1 pseudogene is annotated in these 702 nt (G+C 44.2%); it reads left to right on the top strand.

Annotation, left to right across the window (positions count from 1 at the left end):
• A pseudogene (locus ACTHUM_RS16740) lies at positions 1–702 on the top strand (hypothetical protein); the annotation flags it as partial.

The raw sequence follows: 702 nt of genomic DNA, 5'->3' as shown, positions 1-702 counted from the left end.
CCTCTTGGCCGTACCCATATCCGTCAAGGCTCCTCAACTCCTGAAACCACTTCCGAATCATCTTCTCCTCTAAAAGAATGGATACACACCCAAAATTTTGGGGGAAGTCCGTCTGTTTTTCCTGAACCCAAGCAATTAAGCGGTAAAAATACTGTAACGAGAGATGCGGTTCATGTGGCTGAGGCGGCAAGATTGAACAGTACCTCATCATCTTCAGACGGCGTTGTAACAAAAATGCGTGTCGTACGGGCCAGTGTTGCTTCTGCAAGTAGCGTTTCTGGTAAAAATACCATTGCGTCTAAAGTAACGGACAAACAGGTTGTTTCAAAAGAGCCGGTAAACAAACCGGTTAATCAATCGATGGAAAAAATTTTGGCTGAAAAGCAAAAAAAATACGAAGAGGCTAAAGCAAAAAAAATAGCCGAAGCCGCCACAGCCAAAGCAAACGCCGTCGAGCATGCAAAAGAAGCGCATAAAGCAGCAGTCGAAAAAGCGATTGCAGAGCGTAAAGCCAAACAAGACGCTGCCCGCAAAGAAAAAGAGGCAGAAGACAGAATTGCCGAAGGAAAAAAAACAGTCGAAATTGTGCATAAAAAGATTTTGAACGATTCAGACGGCCATAACAAAGTCGTGAGCGTTTCTTCCGGCAAAAAAACAGCCATGAGTCACGATAGCCACCTCAGTTCAGTCAAAGAAAACAAA

The sequence above is a fragment of the Neisseria sp. P0021.S006 genome, assembly GCF_051956895.1.
The sequence above is the reverse complement of the archived record's forward strand: the minus strand, read 5'-3'. Positions and strand labels throughout refer to the sequence as shown.